Below are 17,495 nucleotides of genomic sequence, written 5' to 3' on the forward strand. Positions count from 1 at the left end.
TTATTGACGAGCTAACCACTCGTTAAGAGCGTCCCGAATATCACGCGACACGTCTTCGATCGCCTGCTCAGCGTTAATGATAATGATAGAAGGATCAGCATGAGCAATCTCCAAATAACGCTCTCGTGTACGTTCAAAGAAGCTGATATCCATCTTCTCGATACGATCGAGCTCACCACGCCCACGCGCACGCTCAAGCCCAACGCGAGGGTCGATATCCATATAGAGAGTGAAAGCAGGTTTAAAATCACCAAGCGTTGTGTCTCGAAGGTTTTTCATTAGCGACGCGTCAATCTGACGGCCACCACCTTGATAAGCCTGCGACGACATATCGTGGCGGTCACCCACCACCCACTGACCGTTCGCCAAAGCTGGTTTGATCACGTTCTCAACCAACTGGACACGTGCAGCATATAGAAGAAGCAACTCCGTCATGTCTTTAAGTTCTTCGCCTTCATGCTCTTCTTTCACCAGAGCGCGCATCTTTTCTGCTAGCGGCGTGCCTCCTGGCTCACGAGTATTTACGATATTTTCAATACCTGCCGCTTTTAGCGTATCTAAAACGGTTTTAATCGCAGTGCTTTTACCCGCGCCTTCTAGGCCTTCAACGACAATAAAGTTTGCTTTCATCATTTGTTCTTTCTTAGTTCTCTTAAATAGGCTCGAACAGCACGATTGTGCTCTGCAAGGGATTTCGAAAATACGTGTCCGCCCTTTCCACTTGCTACGAAATATAAATAGTTACTGCTTTCTGGATTCAAAGCCGCTTCAATAGAGGCTTCACCTGCCATCGCGATTGGGGTTGGAGGTAAGCCATTGATGGTATAGGTGTTATATGGTGTCGGCGTGCGCAAATCTTTCTTACGAATATTTCCGTCGTAAGCATCACCCATACCATAAATAACCGTCGGATCCGTTTGTAAACGCATGCGTTTGTTCAATCGGTTGATAAACACAGAAGCGACGCGCTCACGCTCAGAGTCAATGGCCGTCTCTTTCTCGATGATAGACGCCAGAATCAAGGCTTCATATTTGTCTTGCAATGGCAGCTTTTCTTGACGAGCTTCCCAGTTAGCATCCAGAATCTTATTAAGTTTTCGATGTGCTCGTTTTAATAATTGGCTTTCACTTGCACCCGCCGTGTAATGGTAGGTTTCTGCTAAAAACAGTCCTTCAAGCTTTTCTCGCTCAATACCCAACTTTGCTGCCATGTCTTTTTCTGATAGTTCGGTTAAGTCATGCTCTAAATAAGGAGCACTTTTCAATTGCTCTACCCACTCAGAAAAGCGGCTGCCTTCAACAAAAGTGATCGCAAACTGGTATTCTTTTCCGGTATTCAGGTGCTCCAATGCTTGCGAAAGCGACATACCAGGCTCTAGTTGATAAGTACCCGCTCGCACTTGCAACAGTTCTGGATATAAGTGAGGTATTAAACGGATGTACTCCGATGTTTCAATTACCTCATCTTCAACTAAGGCGCGCATGACATGATGAAAGCTTGTACCACTCTCTACAGTAAACAGCTGAGGTTGTTCCAATAGAATAGGCTTTTCAACGTATTGTTTAGCCTGTGAAATTATATAAAAAACAGCTGCTGCGCCTATCACTGCGATCAGCACAACAAAAGCCAACAGTTTTTTAATCACGTAGTTAAATTCCCTTGCAGTCGTTGAGTCAATTTTCCTATCGGAAATATAGTCTTAGAGTTAGATGCCACTATGCTGCGAATTGGTGCGACACCTAATATTGAGTTACACATGAAAGCCTCGTCTGCGCTCAGCAAATCTGGAAGTATAAAACGCCCTTCGATGACTTCAATATGACTTACTTTTAGTAACTCAAGCACCTTACGACGCATTACGCCCGCAACGCCAGATAAGGTCAGCTCCGGTGTAAATACTTTATTACCTTTAACCCAAAAAAGGTTGGCCATTGTAGTTTCAATGACATGGTTTTGCACATTTAACGTTATTGCATCTGCAAACTCGGTATCGTCGATTTCAGCCTTGGCGAGAATCTGCTCTAAACGGTTGTTGTGCTTGTGTCCAGCAAGTAAAGGTTGAATCCCGAGACGAGTCTCACAAACGCCCAAATCCACGCCTTTTTCTTGCCAAGAAGAGTAATGAGAAGGAAACGCAAAATTGGAGATAGTCACGATAGGGCCTTCAATCCCATTAGGACTATACCCTCGCCCACCAATACCACGGCTAACGTGAATTTTCACCCCAGCTTGTTCATCAGATAAAGCCGCTTTGCTTGCCCAAGCATGCACAACTTGCCAGTCAGGGGAAGAGATCTTCAATGCGTCAAGGCAGGACTTCATACGCTCAATGTGTTCTTGCCAGTAAACCAACTCTCCGTTTTGGGTCAGGATGGTGGTAAAACCTCCATCACCGTATTGGAATGAGCGATCACCCAGTTCTACATGCGTTTGTGGAACTCCATTTACCCAAAACATTCGCGTACCTTCAAATTAGCAGACAACAAATAAAACAAAACGGCTCAATGCTAAGCATCGAGCCGTTAGAATACAAGTTTCGCTTATCTAAATAAGGTTAGATAGTGTTACTCAGCGAACTTTTTGAAGATCAAGGAACCGTTTGTACCACCAAAGCCAAACGAGTTACAGATAGCGTATTCCATACCTTCAACTTTGCGCGCAGTGTGCGGCACAAGGTCGATGTCTAGACCTTCTTCTGGATCATCAAGGTTAATCGTTGGTGGAACGATTTGGTCAACCAAAGACATAACCGTGATAATTGCTTCAACAGAGCCTGCTGCACCTAATAGGTGACCAGTCATAGACTTAGTTGATGATACAAGTACTTGCTTCGCACCTTCTTCACCAAGAGCACGTTTCACGCCCTTGATTTCTGCAACGTCGCCAGCAGGAGTAGATGTACCGTGAGCATTCACATAACCTACTTGGGTACCTGTGATGTTCGCGTCACGCATTGCCGCTTCCATCGCAAGTGCACCACCCGAGCCATCTTCGCTTGGAGAAGTCATGTGGTAAGCATCGCCAGACATACCAAAACCAACCAGTTCTGCGTAAATCTTTGCGCCACGTGCTTTCGCGTGTTCGTACTCTTCAAGCACCATCATGCCAGCACCATCGCCTAGAACAAAGCCATCACGGCCTTTATCCCATGGACGAGACGCTTTTTGAGGTTCGTCATTACGAGTAGATAGCGCTTTAGCTGCACCGAAGCCAGCCATGCCAAGAGGCGTAGACGCTTTTTCTGCGCCACCAGCAACCATCGCATCTGCATCGCCGTACGCAATCATTCGTGCAGCATGACCGATGTTATGTAGGCCAGTAGTACATGCTGTAGAAATCGCGATATTTGGACCACGAAGACCACGCATGATAGATAGGTTACCTGCAACCATATTTACGATGGTCGAAGGAACAAAAAATGGGCTAACTTTGCGAGGGCCTTTTTCTACTAATGCAGTGTGACCTGTTTCGATCAGATCTAGACCGCCAATGCCTGAGCCGATAGCAACACCAACTCGAGCCGCATTTTCTTCGGTAATTTGTAAGCCAGAGTTATCAAGAGCTTGAATACCCGCTGCAATGCCGTACTGGATGAAAAGATCCATCTTACGAGCATCTTTTTTAGACATGTACTCTGTGCAATCGAAATCTTTAACAAGACCTGCAAAACGAGTTGAGAAGTTCGTAGCATCAAAGTGCTCGATATTCACGATACCACTTTGACCTTCTAGCAGGGCTTTCCAAGATGATTCTACTGTGTTGCCTACCGGTGACAACATACCCATGCCAGTGACAACTACACGACGCTTGGACACGATATAATTCTCCGGGAATTGAATATTTCTATGAGAGGATAGAAGAAGTTAGAAAGAACACAGGCGGTCTAGGAGACCGCCTGGGAGAGCTAATTACTGAGCGCTGTTTACGTAGTCGATTGCAGCTTGAACAGTAGTGATCTTCTCAGCTTCTTCGTCAGGAATCTCAGTGTCGAATTCCTCTTCTAGAGCCATAACTAGTTCTACAGTGTCTAGAGAATCAGCACCTAGATCGTCAACGAAAGAAGCTTCGTTTTTAACTTCTGCTTCGTCTACACCTAGCTGTTCAACAATGATTTTCTTTACGCGTTCTTCGATGTTGCTCATTTTTCTTTTCCTTTACAGATTTCGCCTAATGCGATGATTCCGTAGTTTATTCGAACTATTGAAAGTTGCAAGGGGGTCCTTGCTGGTCAAACCACAAAATTAGCGAATTTAACCGAATTTCAATACATTTTTGACTTAAATCATGCACAAATCTTGCGCATAAGCATGACAAGTTCATGACAGTTAACTGCAACTATAGGCTATTTTTCACAATGTAAAATAGCTTATTTTGCACAAACTGTCTCATTAAACCATGTACATGCCACCATTTACATGCAAAGTTTCACCAGTAATGTACGCTGCTTCAGGAGAAGCAAGGAAAACTACTGCTGATGCAATTTCACGTGGGTCACCTAAACGACCAGCTGGCACGTTCGACAACGTTGCCGCACGTTGCTCATCATTTAGTGCCTTCGTCATGTCAGTTTCGATGAAACCAGGGGCAACAGTGTTCACTGTTACACCACGAGACGCAACTTCACGAGCCATTGATTTAGTAAAACCAATCACGCCCGCTTTCGCTGCTGCGTAGTTAGTTTGACCTGCGTTACCCATGGTACCAACAACAGAGCCTACGTTGATGATACGACCCGCACGTTTTTTCATCATGCCGCGTAAAACCGCTTTAGACATGCGGTAGATAGGCGTTAGGTTGGTATCGATGATGTCATTCCACTCATCATCTTTCATACGCATCAATAGGTTGTCACGAGTAATACCAGCGTTATTCACCAGAATATCGATCACACCAAATTCTTCGTTGATCGTTTTTAGTGTCGCTTCGATAGACTCGACATCAGTCACGTTCAGTGCCAGACCTTTACCGTTATCACCAAGATACTCGCTGATAGCAGCAGCGCCACTTTCAGAAGTAGCCGTACCGATAACCGTCGCACCGCGCTCTACAAGAAGTTCCGCGATCGCGCGGCCAATACCACGGCTTGCGCCGGTAACTAGCGCGATCTTACCTTCTAGATTCATCATGTTGTGTTTCCTTTTCTTATCGCAAGTTTTATCGCTTGATGGATTACTTCGCCGCGTCTAGCGACGCAACATCATTCACTGCTGCTGCAGTTAGCGTTTTCACGATACGTTTTGTTAGACCTGTTAAAACCTTACCAGGACCAAGCTCAAGAAGCTGTTCTACCCCTTGCTCGTGCATAAGCTCGACTGTTTCAGTCCAGCGAACTGGGCTATGTAGCTGACGAACAAGCGCATCTTTGATTTTTGCAGGATCTGTCTCAGCGACCACATCAACGTTGTTGATAACTGGAAGCTGTGGTGAGTTAAATTCGATAGACTCAAGAGCTACTGCAAGTTTTTCCGCTGCTGGCTTCATAAGCGCACAGTGTGATGGCACTGAAACAGGAAGAGGAAGCGCACGTTTCGCACCAGCTTCTTTACATAGTGCTCCCGCACGCTCTACTGCATCTTTGCTACCCGCGATAACTACCTGACCAGGCGAGTTAAAGTTTACTGGAGAGACCACTTCACCTTGCGCTGCGTCTTCACACGCTTTTGCAATCGCATCATCAGCCAAACCGATAATCGCGTACATAGCGCCAGTACCTGCTGGTACCGCCTCTTGCATTAGCTTACCGCGTAATTCAACCAGCTTGATTGCTTCTTTAAAGTCAATGACACCCGCACATACAAGTGCTGAGTATTCACCTAGGCTGTGACCGGCTAGGTTTGCTGGTTGCTCTAAACCGAGCTCCTGCCATACACGCCAGATTGCAACAGATGAAGCTAGCAAAGCTGGTTGAGTGCGGAAAGTCTCGTTTAAATCTTCTGCAGGTCCATTTTGAACAAGCGCCCATAGATCGTAACCTAGTGCGTCAGATGCTTCTGCAAATGTTTGTTTTACTACGTCATATTGTTCGCCTAGTTCTGCAAGCATACCTACAGCTTGAGAACCTTGACCTGGAAATACGATAGCAAACTTGCTCATGTTGTTTTCCTTTAAGCAAAGTAAAAAGAAATAAGATGCAACAAGTGCACCTTAAATTTTGAATTCTCGTGAAACTTAGAACTTCACCAGAGCAGAGCCCCAAGTGAAACCGCCACCAAACGCCTCTAGCAATAAAGTCTGCCCGCGTTTAATGCGACCATCGCGCACAGCTTCATCCAGCGCAGACGGTACTGTCGCCGCAGAAGTGTTACCGTGTCGGTCTAATGTCACTACGACTTGGTCTAAAGACATTGAAAGCTTTTTCGCTGTTGCCGAAATAATTCGATAGTTCGCTTGATGCGGTACTAGCCAGTCTAGTTCAGACTTATGCATGTTGTTGGCTTCAAGCGTATCTTTTACTAGTTTCGATAACTGAGTGACAGCGACTTTGAATACTTCGTTACCTGCCATATGAAGCCATTTGTCAGCATCTTGACCACGCTCAGGTACAGGTAGGCTTAGTAGCTCACCGAATTGACCATCCGAGTATATGTGGGTAGAAATAATACCTGGCTCTTGGCTAGCGCCAACGACAACGGCTCCAGCACCATCACCAAATAGGATAATGGTTGAACGGTCTGTCGGATCACACGTTTTAGACAAAGCATCTGAACCAATAACAAGTACGTTTTTACACATACCCGATTTAATATGTTGGTCTGCAACAGATAATGCGTACACAAAACCAGAACAAGCAGCGGCTAAGTCAAAAGCTGGACAACCTTTAATGCCAAGCTTTGCCTGCACCTGACACGCAGATGAAGGGAAAGTATGGCTACTGCTCGTTGTGGCTACGATAATCAGGTCGATATCGTTTTTATCAATACCCGCCATATCGATAGCGTTTTCAGCTGCGTAGAATGCCATGTCCGCTACAGTCTCATTTTCTGCAGCAATTCGACGCTCTTTAATACCCGTGCGAGCAACGATCCACTCATCACTTGTATCTACCATTTTCTCTAGATCTGCGTTTGTACGCACCTGAGATGGCAGGTAGCTGCCAGTACCTAAAATTTTGCTATACATGAAGACTAATAATGCCTCTCGAGTAAAACCGCTTCCAAACGATCGCTAATACGGCTTGGTACTTGTCGTTTGACCTCGTGTACTGCCTCGCCAAGTGCATTGACAATCGCAGATACATCCGCACTTCCATGGCTTTTTATGACAATGCCGCGCAATCCTAGCAAACTTGCGCCGTTATACTGGTCGGGGTTCAGTGTTTTTAGTTCATTAAATAGCCGAGAAAACAACTTTCTAGCAATCCAACCCTTTATCGTTGACGCCATCATACTGGTTTTAATTTTTTCGATAAAAAGTTGAGCTGTTCCCTCACTGGCTTTTAAGCATACGTTGCCGACAAACCCATCACATACAATGACGTCTGCAACATCATGCAAAATTTGATTACCTTCAATATAACCAACAAAGTTAATCGCGTCGGTCTGAGAAAGCATTTCTGCGCAACGTTTGACTAAATCGTTACCTTTAATCTCTTCTGCGCCAATATTGAGTACAGCAACGCGAGGAGGACAACCTAAGTGTTCTTCTGCTAATGCACTGCCCATTACAGCAAATTGGAACAAACTATCAGCATCGCACGATACATTCGCACCTAGATCTAGCATCCAAGTACGCTTTCCAGTAATCGTCGGTAAAGCTGAAACTAAAGCAGGACGTTCAATACCAGGAAGTAACTTAAGAATGAAACGCGATAGTGCCATTAATGCACCGGTGTTGCCACCACTAACACAAGCATCCGCCTTCTGCTCAGAAACCAAATCGATAGCCATACGCATGGAACTATTTTGGCTATTACGTAGTGCCAATGAAGGTTTTTCTGAGTTCGAGATAACTTTCTCACTATGAAGAATAGTCAAGCGGGAACTGGTCGAGGTACCGAGTTGAGATAATTGAGACGTGATCAGAGATTGATCACCTATAAGAATCACTTTTAGCTCTGGGAAATGAGACAGTGCCTGCACGGCGGCAGGCACTGTTACGCGTGGACCGAAATCCCCGCCCATTGCATCAAGTGCAACGGTAATACTTTGCAAAGGTTCAACCTTACTTGTTGATAACCTTTTGACCACGGTAGTAACCTTCAGCAGTTACGTTGTGGCGTAGGTGAGTTTCACCAGAAGTCGCGTCTACAGATAGAGCAGCTGTAGTTAGCGCATCGTGTGAACGACGCATACCGCGCTTAGAACGAGTTTTACGGTTTTTCTGTACGGCCATTGACCCTACTCCTATACTATTGGGTTAAAAACCTGAAGAAGAATCGGCTACCACACCTATTACTTTTTCAGACTTTTCAAAACGTCGAATGGATTCGGTTTTTCTTCCTCAATTTCTTCAGGAATCTCACCAAAAACCATGTTATTTGAATCAACGCTACAATCCGCTTCATCGTGCATCGCAATTTGAGGTAATGCTAAGATGAACTCGTCTTCAACAAGTTGTATGAGGTCTAATTCACCATATTCATTTAGATCTACCAAATCATAAATTTCTGGTGCTTCCTGTTCTGTTTTCTCACCGTAGTAAGGAGTAGAAAGGAATTCAACTTCGCACTCATGTGCGAATACCTCATTACAACGCTGACACTCTAAATCGACTTCGATGTTAGCTTTACCAGAGATAACAACGAGTCGCTGTTCATCCATCCCAAATGACAATGAGACTTCTGCGTCGCGTTTTACGCCTTCAGTTGTTTCCACTAAGCGCTTGAAAAGACTAGCTTGGATGATGCCATCGTAATCCAATCGTTTCTGTGCAGCTTTAGCTGGGTCAACCGTTCGCGGTATTTTTACCTTTTGCATAGGGCGCGAATATTATCTTCCAAATCAAAATTAGTCAAAGAAAAAGGCAAAAAAGTTGTACTTTTTTACGCTTAACATACAGAGCATTAGCCAGAATCATTTTTGATCGATTATCCTATTGGAAATGCTCCCACGAATTGTAATTCAAAATGAAAAATTACCAACTGGTTTTAGCCTCAACTTCCCCTTTTCGTAAACAACTGCTTGAAAAGCTTTCACTACCGTTCATTTGTTTATCACCTGATTGCGATGAAACACCGTTTGACCAGGAAACGCCTCTTGAACTGGTGCAAAGATTGGCCCAAGAGAAAGCAACATCTTGCCAGACGGATAAAGCAAGTTTAGTTATCGGCAGTGACCAGGTTTGTGTCATTAATGGTGAAATCGTTGGCAAACCTTTAAATAGAGACAACGCAATAAATCAACTTTTGGCTCAAAGTGGAAAAGTCATCACTTTCTATACTGGTCTTGCGGTACATAACACCGTCACAAACCATACAGAAGTCGGCTTTGATTCTTTCGAAGTACACTTTAGAGATTTGACGCTTGAACAAATCGAACGCTACGTCGACAAGGAAGAACCTTTTTACTGCGCAGGCAGCTTTAAAAGCGAAGGAATGGGAATTTGTTTGTTTAACAAATTAGTGGGGAAAGATCCGAATACACTTGTCGGGCTACCACTGATTGATTTGATTGATATGTTGCATGTTCAGGGACTCGATGTCCTTTAATCCAAAGACTATAAAAGGGAGCCACAGGCTCCCTTTTATAGTCCACTAGGAAAACATGGTTACGCGTTTCTTAAACCCGCCAACACTTTTTCTAACTTCGGTTCCATCGGTGCGTTGATTTCCATCCACTCATCATTTGATGGGTGCTGAAACTTGATGTTTGCCGCGTGTAGGAACAAACGATCTAAACCAACTTGACCTGTGTAAGCATCAAAGCGGCGGTCACCGTAGCGATCATCCCAAGCGATTGGGTGGCCCGTGTATTGTGTATGAACTCGGATTTGGTGAGTTCGACCAGTAATCGGACTCGCTTGAATCAATGTTGCTTGTTCAAACTTTTCCAAAATCTTAAAACGCGTTTCAGACGGCTTACCGTTAGGGTTAACACGAACAATACTGTTCACTTCGTTTTTAAGCAGTGGCGCGTTCACAACCTTACAACTGCTTTTCCATTGTCCCATGACAAGAGCTAAGTAAAACTTCTTCACTGTCTTTTCACGAAACTGGGCTTGCAAGTGACGAAGTGCAGAACGCTTCTTAGCAACCAATAAGATACCTGAAGTATCACGGTCAATACGATGCACAAGTTCAAGAAAGCGAGCTTGAGGACGAAGAGCTCTAAGCGCTTCAATCGCGCCAAACTTTAAGCCACTGCCACCATGCACAGCGGTGCCAGATGGTTTGTTTAGAATCAACATATGATCATCTTCGAAGATGATCATATCTTCCAACTCTGCGACTTTGTTTAGTTTCGTACTTGGCGCGACATCGTCATCTTTTTTCTCGACGGTAACCGGTGGAATACGAACGAGATCGCCTGCTTTTAACTTGTACTCTGCTTTTATACGCTTTTTATTTACACGTACTTCGCCCTTACGCACGATTCGGTAAATCATGCTTTTAGGGATGTCTTTTAATTGGTTGCGCAAAAAATTATCAATGCGCTGACCCGCCATATCTTCGTCAATGTCGACGAACTGGACTTTTGTTCTTATTTCGCTCATGGGCGGTATTGTAAACTCAATTTCGCGCGACTTCACATTATTCTTGTCGTAAAAGAAACACTTGATAGTACAAACTGGTCTAAATTTCGCCAAGCTTTTGTTTAAATTATTAAAACTCTCAATCGAGTTCTCAATTTGTTTTCTGTCTTGATCAGTTTACACATCTCAATTGCTTATGAAACAGCCAGTTATAAATTAGAAATTTTGAGTTTAGCGGCAAATTTTCTATCGTTTGCGTGAAAGCAGATTGCTGATAGCCACGCGCACTGCTATAGTTCACAGCTGCTAAGGAAGGTTTGGTTACATTTTATTCATTACCAATCATTTATCCTCAAGCAATGTGAGTAGATCGTTGAAGGTCGAGTGCAGCATTGGCGTGAGACACATCGAATTCAACACTCTTGCCACCCTACTCCTCGCATATTCACGTTGAGTACCTACCGCCCAAATAGCGGGTCACAAGTCTACGTTTCCAACAGAAACCACAAGAGGCTTGTGATGACTGAAGTGCCCGAGAGCATCCCCTTCCAGCCGGGAGGCTGCAAAATACAAGCCATGGGATCAGGCACCGTGAAAGAGCGAAAAAACAGTGGCAAGTCGACAAGAAAGATATAAAAGAAAAGACAACGAGAATTTTCAATGAAAAGAATGTTAATTAACGCAACTCAAAAAGAAGAGTTGCGTGTCGCTCTGGTTGATGGCCAGCGACTTTTCGATCTTGATATCGAGAGTCCAGGTCATGAATCTAAAAAAGCGAATATCTACAAAGGACGTATCACACGTATCGAACCAAGCTTAGAAGCCGCATTTGTTGATTACGGCGCCGAGCGTCACGGTTTCCTCCCTCTCAAAGAAATTGCCCGCGAATATTTCCCTGAAGGTTACACCTACCAAGGTCGTCCAAGCATTAAAGAAGTGCTAACGGAAGGCCAAGAAGTTATCGTTCAAGTGGAAAAAGAAGAACGTGGAAGCAAGGGCGCAGCTCTTACTACTTTCATTTCTCTTGCTGGTAGTTACCTTGTTCTGATGCCTAACAACCCTCGTGCTGGCGGTATTTCTCGTCGAATCGAAGGTGACGAGCGTACTCAACTAAAAGCCGCATTAAGTACTTTGGAACTGCCTCAGGGCATGGGCCTAATCGTACGTACTGCTGGCGTTGGCAAGAGTGCTGAAGAACTTGAGTGGGATTTGAATGTACTACTTAACCACTGGGGTGCAATCAAAGGTGCAGCGGACTCGAACCCTGCTCCATTCTTAATCCACCAAGAAAGTAACGTTATCGTTCGTGCAATCCGTGACTATTTACGTCGTGATATTGGCGAAATCTTAATTGACAGCAACACCATCTACGAACGTGCAAAAGAGCACATTCAATTGGTGCGCCCTGATTTCCTTAACCGCGTTAAGAAATATGAAGGCGAAGTGCCACTATTCAGCCACTACCAAATCGAAAGCCAAATTGAATCAGCTTTCCAACGTGAAGTGCGTCTGCCATCTGGTGGTTCTATTGTTATTGACCCAACCGAAGCACTAACGTCTATCGATATCAACTCTGCTCGTGCAACCAAGGGCGGCGATATTGAAGAAACAGCTCTAAACACGAACCTAGAAGCAGCCGACGAAATTGCTCGCCAGTTGCGTCTACGTGACTTGGGTGGCTTAGTGGTTATCGACTTTATCGATATGACACCTGTTCGCCACCAACGAGAAGTAGAAAACCGTCTACGTGAAGCCGTTCGTCTTGACCGCGCTCGTGTACAAATCGGTCGTATTTCTCGCTTTGGTTTGTTGGAGATGTCACGTCAACGTTTAAGCCCTTCTCTAGCAGAAGCAAGCCACCACATCTGTCCTCGCTGTAGCGGTACTGGAGTCGTTCGCGACAACGAATCTCTAGCACTTTCTGTGCTTCGTTTAATCGAAGAGGAAGCACTGAAAGACAATACAGCGCAAGTTCTCGCAGTTGTACCTGTGCCAATCGCTTCTTACTTGTTGAACGAAAAACGTCGTTCAGTTAACCATATCGAACGCATTCAAGAAGTGAAGATTACGGTTGTTCCAAACTCTGACATGGAAACGCCGCACTTCGAAGTTATCCGTGTTCGTGAAGGTGAAGAGTTCGATCTGATTTCTTACCTACTTCCTAAAAAACTGGAAGCAATGAAAGAAGCGGAAGGTAAAGAGCCAGCGGAAGTTGACGTAAAACCTAAACGAATCGAAGAACCTGTTCTTAAAGGCTTTGCGGCTCCTTCTCAAACGGCACCTGCACCAGCAGCTAAACCTGCCCCTGAGGCGAAGAAGAAAGAACAGAAAGTTGAACAAGAAGAAAAACCTGGACTGTTCAGCCGTTTGTTTAAAGCACTTGGTAGTTTCCTATTCGGCGGTTCTGAAGAGGTAAAAGAAGAACCGAAACCTCAGGAAGAGAAAAAGCCAAATCGCGATAATCGACGCAACAAACGTGATCGCAATGATCGTCGTCGCAATAACAACCAACGCGATAATCGTGAGAACCGCGACAATCGTGATAACCGTGATAACCGACGTCGTCGTAAGCCTCGTGATGAGCAAGCGAATGAGCAAAACGAAGCGCAACAACAAACCAATAAACAGCAAAACCGCAACCAAAAGCGTAAGCCTAAAGCTCAACAAGCAGACAAAGCCCAAGAGCAAAAAGCAAATGCAAAAGTAGCGGAAAAAGGCCTGCAGCTAGCGGCGGAAGCTCGAACTGAAACAAAACCAGAAGAGAGCAAACCAAAGCAACAAAACGCGAAAGCAGAAAAAGTGAAGGAGCGTCGCCAACGTCGCAAACTGAACAAGTCTGTACGCGTTAAAGACCAAGAAGCGGTTGAGAAGAAAGCAGAAGAAACGGCGGTTAAGACTCAAGAAACGGTTGAAACCAAAGTTGAGAAGCCAACAGAAGCAGCGGTAGAAGCACAACAAGACAACAAGCAAGCAGAGTCTAAGCAACGTCGTAACCGTCGTTCGCCACGTCACCTGCGTGCAAGCGGCCAGCGCCGTCGCCGTGGTCGCGATCGCCGTCCTAACCCGTTCCGCCTGCGTAAAGGTGGTGTAGCTTCTCCTGAGATGGCTATGGGTAAAGTAATGCCACGCTACATTCCGAAACCAGCACCTAAGAAAGAAGAGCAAGTTAAGGAAGAAACAGTAGCAGCAGTACCTACAATGCAAGGTGGTTTTGCTTGTCCAGAGATGGCTATGGGTAAAGTGATTATTCGCCGCGAGCAACCTGTTGTAACAGAAGCGCCAGTTGTTGAATCAAAGATTCAAGAAACAGTTGAAGCGAAAGTGGAAGCTCCAGTAGTAGAAGCACCTGTTGTGGAAGCAGTAATCGCAGAAAAAACTGAATCGGCAGTAGTAGAAACAGCTTCGGTAGAGCCTATCGTTGAAACTCCTGCGACTGAACCGGTTGATGCCATTGTAGAAACGGCACCTGCTGAAGAGCATGTGGTTGAAGCAGCAAAAGAGATTGCAGCCGAAGCGCCAGTAGCTAAACCAGAGCCTAAAGTCGAAGCCATTAAAGTTGCGGCTAAGCTAAACGCTAGCGCACCGATGACGAAAGCACCTGGCCCTCAAGAGCTACGCGAAATCACGATTGCAGCAGCACCGTTCAAAACCGAACGTTACCAAGCTAAAGGTGCGGGTAGCCAAGTGGCTAAAAACCGCGCATCGGCAGAGATGACAAAGCCTAACTTTAACTAGGCTAAATCATTACGTTCAATTGCTTAACGGCATAAATAAATTAAAGGCTACCATCTGGTAGCCTTTTTTATCTTCATATTTGCCCAATAAATTGTTCATATAAATACCAATTCGTGATCACATTTGTACGCCATTATTCGTATCATTCTTGAACTTAATCACACTTTTCGGTAGCATGCGCCGACTCAAGTTTTCGACACCATTCTGATGCTGCTCTTTTAATACTACGGTTTACACTGCAATGTTTGATTAGAAATCAACCACTCAGTGGCTTGTGCAAATACGAATATGTGTCGGGTTTAACTCATTGCAAAGAGAACTTAAAAACAAACATGTTCGAATTTCCCCAATTTTCTAAGCACTCCGTAAAAAATGATGTGCTATCAGGCTTAACCGTTGCGCTAGCATTAGTTCCTGAAGCTGTCGCATTTGCGTTCGTCGCAGGCGTAGATCCGATGGTCGGTCTTTACGCTGCATTCATCGTTGGTCTTATTACTTCCATTTTCGGTGGTCGTCCCGGCATGATCTCTGGTGCAACAGGTGCCATGGCAGTCGTAATGGTTTCGCTTGTCGCGACTCACGGTGTCCAGTACCTATTCGCAGCCATCATGCTCGCTGGTATACTTCAAATTGCCGCTGGTATGTTTAAATTGGGTAAGTTCATCCGTATCGTGCCTCACCCTGTGATGATTGGTTTTGTGAACGGTCTGGCTATTGTTATCTTCCTAGCTCAGTTGGGTCAGTTTAAAGCGCCAGATATCAACGGCATGCTTACTTGGCTACCACAAGACCAAATGCTGCTAATGCTTGGTTTGGTTGCGCTAACTATGGCAATCATTCACTTTCTACCAAAAATCACAACGGCTGTACCCTCTTCACTTGTTGCAATCGTAACGGTGACTGCTTTAGTGGTTGGTTTGGATCTGGAAACTCGCACTGTTGTTGACTTCCTGCGTACAATGTCTGGTGATGAAGCGGCAACACTCGCAGGTTCACTGCCGACCTTCTCTATTCCGGCGGTGCCATTTACGCTAGAAACTCTACAAATCATTCTTCCATACGCGATCATTCTAGCGGCCATTGGTCTAATTGAATCTCTGCTAACGCTGACAGTTTTAGATGAGATGACGAACACTCGTGGTCAATCTAACCGCGAATGTATCGGTCAAGGTATGGCAAACATGACTTGTTCTGTGTTTGGTGCTATGGGTGGTTGTGCAATGATTGGTCAGTCGATGATCAACGTAAACTCAGGTGGTCGCGGTCGTCTATCTGGTATCGTTGCTGCTATCGCTCTATTGATGTTTATCTTATTCGCTTCTTCGTTAATTGAAATGATCCCACTCGCTGCTCTGGTTGGTGTGATGTTCATGGTTGTCATTGGTACATTCGAATGGGCAACATTTAAACTAGCGCGTCGCGTACCGAAGCAAGACTTCTTCGTTATTGTTCTTGTGACCGTTGTTACTGTTCTTACTGACCTAGCCGTTGCCGTAGCGGTTGGTGTTATTGTTTCTGCATTAATGTTTGCATGGCAACACGCTAAGCATATCTATGCCGACACGTGCTTAAACGAGGAAGGTTCAAAAGAGTACAAGATTCACGGTCCTATTTTCTTTGGTTCTGCCGCTAACTTCTTGGAGTTGTTTAACGCGCCTGAAGATCCAAAAGATGTGATTGTCGATTTTGCAGACTCTCGCGTGACGGATCACTCCGCAATTGAAGCGATTGAAACGCTAGCAGAGCGTTACAACTCTCAAGGTAAAACACTACACCTTCGCCACCTAAGTCCAGATTGCCGCAAGCTTTTAGATAAAGCGGGCAGCTTGGTTGAAATAAATGTGAAGGAAGACCCAAGCTACAAAGTGGCAACCGACATTTTAGCGGGTTAATACAAATAAAAAGGGATGGGCTCAGCTCATCCCTTTTCCTATTGTCTTCAAGCCCGGCGATTATAGCTTCTTCAAAATCTCCTCTGATGCCTCTTCGATTAAATCAAGCACCAGTTCAAAGCCATCTTTTCCACCATAATATGGATCAGGGACTTCATCGTAATCTGACCCAGAATGACTTAAAAATAACGATACTTTGTGTCGATACTTCAACGGACAAATATCCAATAAATCGGCTAAATTTGCTTTATCTGCGGCTAATATCAGGTCAAACTTTTCAAAGTCATCAATGGTAACTTGACGCGCACGCATTCCTTTAAAAGAGTAACCTCGCTGCTTTCCTGCGGCCATTGCCCTTGAATCCGGTGGGTTTCCTGCGTGGTAGCCAATCGTACCTGCCGAATCAACCTCCACGGCAATATCCAACTCTTGAGCTTTCGCTCTTAACACTGCTTCTCCGGTTGGTGACCGACAAATGTTTCCCATACAAACAACAAGTATTTTCTTCATTTTATTCCCTGAATTATCGGTGGTTTTTCTTCACGATATGTTGGTCTATCATAGCGAGATAAATCAATGAACCCAAATCAGCTTGGGCAAAGCACAAAAAGGAATTGAGGAAGTATTATGTCTATCGAAGAAAATAAAGAAGCACGCCATAAGGCTCGCCAACAAAAAGTCAAAGAACAGGTAGACGCAAAAATTGCTGCTGCTCAAGAGGAAAAAGGTCTGCTACTGATCATTACCGGAAATGGTAAAGGTAAATCGACATCAGGGTTCGGTACGATAGCACGCGCAGTAGGTCATGGTTTGAATTGTGCTGTCGCGCAGTTTATTAAAGGTACTTGGGATAATGGTGAGCGCAACCTACTTGAGAAACTCGGCGTTGAATTCCAAGTAATGGCGACCGGCTTTACATGGGAAACTCAAAACAAAGCCGCTGATACCGAAGCAGCGCAAGGCGTATGGCAAGAATGTAAGCGCATGCTCAAAGATGAATCTATCGATGTGGTTCTTTTTGACGAGCTGACGTACATGGTGAGCTACGGCTACATTGATTTAGACGAGGTCGTTGAAGCGCTGAACAACCGCCCTAAAATGCAGTCGGTTGTCATTACTGGTCGTGGCGCTCATCGCACTCTGATTGAAATGGCTGATACCGTTTCTGAAGTGAAGAATGTAAAGCATGCATTTGAGTCAGGCGTCAAAGCGCTGAAAGGTGTCGACTGGTAAAGCTC

Annotated in this window: 17 protein-coding genes; 4 read left to right on the plus strand and 13 right to left on the minus strand. The window is 44.9% G+C overall.

The annotated features are described in order from the left end of the window. From tmk to yceD, 11 genes are all read right to left on the minus strand, one after another. Positions 1 to 633 carry a dTMP kinase gene (tmk, locus tag CBX98_RS15805; protein ID WP_031780597.1) on the minus strand — a complete coding sequence of 211 codons (633 nt, stop codon included), beginning with the start codon at positions 631 to 633 and terminating at the stop codon, positions 1 to 3. Beyond that, positions 630 to 1,646, minus strand: a complete 1,017-nt coding sequence (mltG, locus tag CBX98_RS15810) for an endolytic transglycosylase MltG (protein WP_109169743.1) — start codon at positions 1,644 to 1,646, stop codon at positions 630 to 632. The genes tmk and mltG overlap by 4 nt, the downstream gene beginning before the upstream one ends. Next, positions 1,643 to 2,458, minus strand: coding sequence for an aminodeoxychorismate lyase (gene pabC, locus CBX98_RS15815; RefSeq protein ID WP_109169744.1), 816 nt, complete (start codon positions 2,456 to 2,458; stop codon positions 1,643 to 1,645). The genes mltG and pabC overlap by 4 nt, the downstream gene beginning before the upstream one ends. A 107-nt stretch (positions 2,459 to 2,565) precedes the next feature. After that, positions 2,566 to 3,816, minus strand: coding sequence for a beta-ketoacyl-ACP synthase II (gene fabF / locus CBX98_RS15820; protein WP_005396984.1), 1,251 nt, complete (start codon positions 3,814 to 3,816; stop codon positions 2,566 to 2,568). 93 nt (positions 3,817 to 3,909) lie between these two features. Then, complete coding sequence (acpP, locus tag CBX98_RS15825; RefSeq protein ID WP_004406112.1) at positions 3,910 to 4,143, minus strand: acyl carrier protein; 234 nt, start codon at positions 4,141 to 4,143, stop codon at positions 3,910 to 3,912. Positions 4,144 to 4,389: 246 nt separating this feature from the next. Next, a complete protein-coding gene (gene fabG / locus CBX98_RS15830) occupies positions 4,390 to 5,124 on the minus strand; it encodes a 3-oxoacyl-ACP reductase FabG (RefSeq protein WP_031780596.1) in 735 nt (244 codons plus the stop codon). A gap of 46 nt (positions 5,125 to 5,170) precedes the next feature. After that, complete coding sequence (fabD, locus tag CBX98_RS15835; protein WP_012841591.1) at positions 5,171 to 6,094, minus strand: ACP S-malonyltransferase; 924 nt, start codon at positions 6,092 to 6,094, stop codon at positions 5,171 to 5,173. Positions 6,095 to 6,169: 75 nt separating this feature from the next. After that, positions 6,170 to 7,120, minus strand: coding sequence for a beta-ketoacyl-ACP synthase III (locus tag CBX98_RS15840; RefSeq protein WP_005396980.1), 951 nt, complete (start codon positions 7,118 to 7,120; stop codon positions 6,170 to 6,172). A gap of 5 nt (positions 7,121 to 7,125) precedes the next feature. After that, a complete protein-coding gene (gene plsX, locus CBX98_RS15845) occupies positions 7,126 to 8,151 on the minus strand; it encodes a phosphate acyltransferase PlsX (protein WP_012841590.1) in 1,026 nt (341 codons plus the stop codon). Between the two features lie 10 nt (positions 8,152 to 8,161). Continuing rightward, positions 8,162 to 8,332, minus strand: coding sequence for a 50S ribosomal protein L32 (rpmF, locus tag CBX98_RS15850; RefSeq protein WP_005396978.1), 171 nt, complete (start codon positions 8,330 to 8,332; stop codon positions 8,162 to 8,164). A 59-nt stretch (positions 8,333 to 8,391) separates the two neighbouring features. After that, a complete protein-coding gene (gene yceD, locus CBX98_RS15855) occupies positions 8,392 to 8,916 on the minus strand; it encodes a 23S rRNA accumulation protein YceD (protein WP_005387307.1) in 525 nt (174 codons plus the stop codon). A gap of 149 nt (positions 8,917 to 9,065) precedes the next feature. Here yceD and CBX98_RS15860 point away from each other — a divergent pair, with 149 nt between their 5' ends. Continuing rightward, the gene (locus CBX98_RS15860; RefSeq protein ID WP_109169745.1) at positions 9,066 to 9,647 is read left to right on the plus strand and encodes a nucleoside triphosphate pyrophosphatase; all 582 of its coding nucleotides are present in this window, start codon (positions 9,066 to 9,068) and stop codon (positions 9,645 to 9,647) included. A gap of 59 nt (positions 9,648 to 9,706) precedes the next feature. Here the strand turns inward: CBX98_RS15860 and rluC are convergent, their stop codons facing one another. Further along, complete coding sequence (gene rluC / locus CBX98_RS15865) at positions 9,707 to 10,651, minus strand: 23S rRNA pseudouridine(955/2504/2580) synthase RluC (protein ID WP_005396975.1); 945 nt, start codon at positions 10,649 to 10,651, stop codon at positions 9,707 to 9,709. Positions 10,652 to 11,290: 639 nt separating this feature from the next. Between rluC and rne the strand changes: the two genes are divergently transcribed. Continuing rightward, positions 11,291 to 14,365: a ribonuclease E gene (rne, locus tag CBX98_RS15870; protein WP_109169746.1), complete on the plus strand. Its 3,075-nt coding sequence runs from the start codon at positions 11,291 to 11,293 to the stop codon at positions 14,363 to 14,365. 332 nt (positions 14,366 to 14,697) lie between these two features. Then, positions 14,698 to 16,257 carry a SulP family inorganic anion transporter gene (locus CBX98_RS15880; protein WP_005396973.1) on the plus strand — a complete coding sequence of 520 codons (1,560 nt, stop codon included), beginning with the start codon at positions 14,698 to 14,700 and terminating at the stop codon, positions 16,255 to 16,257. A 60-nt stretch (positions 16,258 to 16,317) separates the two neighbouring features. On the opposite strand, the gene CBX98_RS15885 is transcribed toward CBX98_RS15880, so the two are convergent. Then, the gene (locus CBX98_RS15885) at positions 16,318 to 16,767 is read right to left on the minus strand and encodes a low molecular weight protein-tyrosine-phosphatase (RefSeq protein ID WP_109169747.1); all 450 of its coding nucleotides are present in this window, start codon (positions 16,765 to 16,767) and stop codon (positions 16,318 to 16,320) included. Between the two features lie 117 nt (positions 16,768 to 16,884). Here CBX98_RS15885 and cobO point away from each other — a divergent pair, with 117 nt between their 5' ends. Continuing rightward, positions 16,885 to 17,490: a cob(I)yrinic acid a,c-diamide adenosyltransferase gene (cobO, locus tag CBX98_RS15890; RefSeq protein WP_005396966.1), complete on the plus strand. Its 606-nt coding sequence runs from the start codon at positions 16,885 to 16,887 to the stop codon at positions 17,488 to 17,490. The last annotated feature ends 5 nt before the right edge of the window (positions 17,491 to 17,495 follow it).

The organism is Vibrio sp. T9 (genome assembly GCF_003123985.1).
Taxonomy (GTDB): Bacteria; Pseudomonadota; Gammaproteobacteria; order Enterobacterales; family Vibrionaceae; genus Vibrio; species Vibrio diabolicus.

What these genes read in the sequence shown, in the direction of transcription:
- tmk (WP_031780597.1), bottom strand. Translation starts at nt 633, where the DNA reads ATGATGAAAGCAAACTTTATTGTCGTTGAAGGCCTAGAAGGCGCGGGT.
- pabC (WP_109169744.1), bottom strand. Translation starts at nt 2,458, where the DNA reads ATGTTTTGGGTAAATGGAGTTCCACAAACGCATGTAGAACTGGGTGAT.
- acpP (WP_004406112.1), bottom strand. Translation starts at nt 4,143, where the DNA reads ATGAGCAACATCGAAGAACGCGTAAAGAAAATCATTGTTGAACAGCTA.
- fabG (WP_031780596.1), bottom strand. Translation starts at nt 5,124, where the DNA reads ATGAATCTAGAAGGTAAGATCGCGCTAGTTACCGGCGCAAGCCGTGGT.
- fabD (WP_012841591.1), bottom strand. Translation starts at nt 6,094, where the DNA reads ATGAGCAAGTTTGCTATCGTATTTCCAGGTCAAGGTTCTCAAGCTGTA.
- CBX98_RS15840 (WP_005396980.1), bottom strand. Translation starts at nt 7,120, where the DNA reads ATGTATAGCAAAATTTTAGGTACTGGCAGCTACCTGCCATCTCAGGTG.
- rpmF (WP_005396978.1), bottom strand. Translation starts at nt 8,332, where the DNA reads ATGGCCGTACAGAAAAACCGTAAAACTCGTTCTAAGCGCGGTATGCGT.
- yceD (WP_005387307.1), bottom strand. Translation starts at nt 8,916, where the DNA reads ATGCAAAAGGTAAAAATACCGCGAACGGTTGACCCAGCTAAAGCTGCA.
- CBX98_RS15860 (WP_109169745.1), top strand. Translation starts at nt 9,066, where the DNA reads ATGAAAAATTACCAACTGGTTTTAGCCTCAACTTCCCCTTTTCGTAAA.
- rluC (WP_005396975.1), bottom strand. Translation starts at nt 10,651, where the DNA reads ATGAGCGAAATAAGAACAAAAGTCCAGTTCGTCGACATTGACGAAGAT.
- rne (WP_109169746.1), top strand. Translation starts at nt 11,291, where the DNA reads ATGAAAAGAATGTTAATTAACGCAACTCAAAAAGAAGAGTTGCGTGTC.
- CBX98_RS15880 (WP_005396973.1), top strand. Translation starts at nt 14,698, where the DNA reads ATGTTCGAATTTCCCCAATTTTCTAAGCACTCCGTAAAAAATGATGTG.
- CBX98_RS15885 (WP_109169747.1), bottom strand. Translation starts at nt 16,767, where the DNA reads ATGAAGAAAATACTTGTTGTTTGTATGGGAAACATTTGTCGGTCACCA.
- cobO (WP_005396966.1), top strand. Translation starts at nt 16,885, where the DNA reads ATGTCTATCGAAGAAAATAAAGAAGCACGCCATAAGGCTCGCCAACAA.